Origin of the sequence: Chitinophaga sp. (assembly GCF_035538455.1) — a bacterium.
Classification (GTDB): domain Bacteria; phylum Bacteroidota; class Bacteroidia; order Chitinophagales; family Chitinophagaceae; genus Chitinophaga.
Window position 1 is genome coordinate 1 of the sequence record NZ_DATLKJ010000003.1, and the last position, 3,009, is coordinate 3,009.

Below are 3,009 nucleotides of genomic sequence, written 5' to 3' on the forward strand. Positions count from 1 at the left end.
CCTTTACCATCTTCCCGTAATAATGGTGATGGAATAAGGGGACTTAGAATTGCCCATTGATCATCTGTCAGTTCTTCTTTTCTTTTTGACATGCTATAAAGTTCTATAAAAACTAAATAGCATTTATGAAATAAGTTCTAGTTGATCTCATTCATTCAAATAATATCGTTATGCAAAGCTGGATGAAGCCAGCAGAGGCTTTATTACTTAAGTTAAGCCTACATTCTTCATCTATCAATAAATTGATGTCGCCAGTTCCATTATTTAAGGATGAAAATGGAAATATTTTGTCTATCCAAGATATAAGTTCCATTTATGTCCTATCCCGCGCTCAAATCGAATGCTATCTGACCTTATACTACTTTATACTGTCTCCCTCCAACGATGATGAAGGTGAGTTCAAGCACCTACTATATCAATTAAGCGGGCTTTCTAACAGGCAAAACTATTACTGTACAATGCCTGAATCGATAGCCAAAAAGCAGCAAGAGGCAAGTGATATAGCTCGTCTCCGGCAACAAATTTCAAATAACGTCTGGTACCAAAACTTACCATCTGAGGATAGGAGAAAAGTTGATAAAGTTAACCCTCCCTCAAGGTTGTTAGGATGGGAAAGGATAATTGAATCTACCCGCTTTAAGGAAACCCATTTAGCCCCTTCCTGGAAGCTGTATTCCAACCACGCCCACTCTGAATTCATCGGAACTATACAATTTACTGGCTATTTATCGGATAATACCGGATTAAAGAAAACGCTTTATCATACATTGGAACTCACAATAATGATTATGTGTGTCACAATTACAGAACTTCTTAACCTGTTTCCTGTAATAGCAGACGCTTATGAAGCATTGGTGAGCATAAAGGACAGAACATATGTATGTTATTGGACGCATGTCGGCTTAAAAGAAGGATTACACTAGCTGTGTCTCTGTTAATTGCCGTGTGATCATGCTTTTCCCTTTCCGACAATTAAATGCGTTTTTGCCGGATCACTCATTATACTACTAATCTCAGTATTTACTATATCATCAATATCATCCTTGATCTGTAGAAAATTTTTCAGCACAATCCCATTTTCCAGACTGCGTACTACCGGCAGGCCTTTATAACCTTTCCGTTCCTGGTCAGCAGCCTTGGCATCCTTTTTTACCTTATTGTGAAAAATCTTTTGTTTTATTTCCTGCCCGGGATTGTCGGAGACAATTCCTACGAATTCACCGGCAGAGAGGTTACTGATAACACTGGCAGGAATTGCCATGTCAAGTTGCTGGGAATGATTGATTGAGGTATCAGAGCTATTGATGGTAGTGCTGGAACGATCCTGCATGATCTTACCTACCCTTTCACTCATTTGTCGTGCAGTATCTCCGGAAGCTTGACCGCAGATAATATTACCACAGAGATTCATCAGCACATCCGCCATTTCACGGGAGTAATCCTTTCTTACCTGGTCCAGATTCTGGATTACTACGGTAGTGGCTATGAGGTTGGATCTCCCTGTTCCGATCAAGGCATCAATACCCTGTACGGTAAGGGTGGGAAATTCCTCGAAGTTCACGCCACACTTCATTTTCCCCTTTTTATTGATCTGTTTTATCAGGCGGTTAATGTATAAGGAAAGTACTGCACCGTAAGTGGCTTGCTTTTGGGGATTATTACCCATACACAAAATCTGCGGAGCAGATGGATTATTAATATCCAAGTTAAAATCATTTCCGGAAAGCACGAAGTATAATTCAGGACTGGATAATCTCGCCATAGCAATTTTCGCTGCAGCTATCTGCCCCTCCAGCTGCTCCATTACACCCGCTTCCAGTGCGGAAATAAACGGAGAAATTAAAATTTCCAGCTCAGGTTCACACCGAATCATCGTGAACAGCTTACTGTATTCAACCTGAAGCAGTTCAATTACGTGAGGCAGTGTGCAATACTCTCCATTGCGGTATTTGCGTAAATACCAGATCACCGCTGTCAGCAGGATTATTGGAGATTCCACGAAAAAATCCCCATTGCGTAGTATCCAGCTACGGTTAAGACCATAAAGAATTGTGCGGGCAGATTCAGCGGCATCTGTTATATCCGTCATCGTAGAAGGTTCGAGGGGATTACACCTTCCCGTTCTTGTTGGATCTTCCGGGATTATCACATTAAACTTAACCGGTACTTTATATCTATGGCGATACTTTAGATAGTGGTTATATGCGACAGTGGTAAGATCTGGATACTTCCAATCATATATAAATTGACAATAGCCTTTCTCTATCTGTTGTTTAATGACTTCTTCTAAAATGTACCAAGTTTTACCACTTCCGGGTTGGCCTGCCAAAAGCAGCCCCCGTGCTGGATTTATTAGATTTATATAACTTTTCCGGATCTTGTTTTTTAACTTGTAGGTAGCTGGTATATTAATGGAGTATTCATTTGTGAGCAGGCGTTCTTCCTGGGGAAATGTTTGGCTTTTCTTGTTGAAAATATCATCGCGGTCAATTTTCAACTTAATTATTCTGGACAGTAATGTGCCGCCAGTGAGAATTAATATATAGCCGGATCCGGTACCGGCAATATAGATGCAGACACGAACCTGCAGATCGGTTGGAAACAACAGCGCAAAATAACTGATGAAGTATAGTACCAATCCGGCTATTACATAGAGGCAGACAGTACTGAACTTTACTGTTTCGGCCTTCCTGCCCTGGGAGCCGAGCAGGGTGATCCCTAAAAATCCCAGCGCAATTAATTTTGATTTCAGGAAATAAGAGAACAAACCTGTTTTAGCGACGTTCTCCAGGAGCCGGTCTGTGATAACCGACGTTAATTGCCAGCTGTGAAACGCAGCATAACAATAAAAATAAAAGTGCATGACTAAAACAGTCAGGCTGATTAACCTGGTAAGGTCCAGGATCTTGCGAAGACCCTGTTCATTTTCTCCGGTACGCATAACTCACTTCCTCCACTCTTTCTCAGCATATGCGCTGGTTTATGTATCACTAATCAATGGACGGGCGT

2 protein-coding genes are annotated in these 3,009 nt (G+C 41.1%); one reads left to right on the plus strand and one right to left on the minus strand.

The window, feature by feature from the left end; translation table 11 throughout:
* Positions 1-170 precede the first annotated feature (170 nt).
* Positions 171-923, plus strand: a complete 753-nt coding sequence (locus VM802_RS00065; protein ID WP_325526652.1) for a hypothetical protein — start codon at positions 171-173, stop codon at positions 921-923.
* Between the two features lie 26 nt (positions 924-949).
* Here VM802_RS00065 and mobC read toward each other — a convergent pair whose 3' ends face one another.
* On the minus strand, positions 950-2,941 hold the full coding sequence (gene mobC / locus VM802_RS00070; RefSeq protein ID WP_325526654.1) for a conjugal transfer protein MobC: 1,992 nt from the start codon (positions 2,939-2,941) through the stop codon (positions 950-952).
* Positions 2,942-3,009: the final 68 nt, after the last annotated feature.

Bases quoted from the DNA above. Each gene is read 5' to 3' on its own strand.
- VM802_RS00065 (WP_325526652.1), top strand. From the start codon at position 171: ATGCAAAGCTGGATGAAGCCAGCAGAGGCTTTATTACTTAAGTTAAGC.
- mobC (WP_325526654.1), bottom strand. From the start codon at position 2,941: ATGCGTACCGGAGAAAATGAACAGGGTCTTCGCAAGATCCTGGACCTT.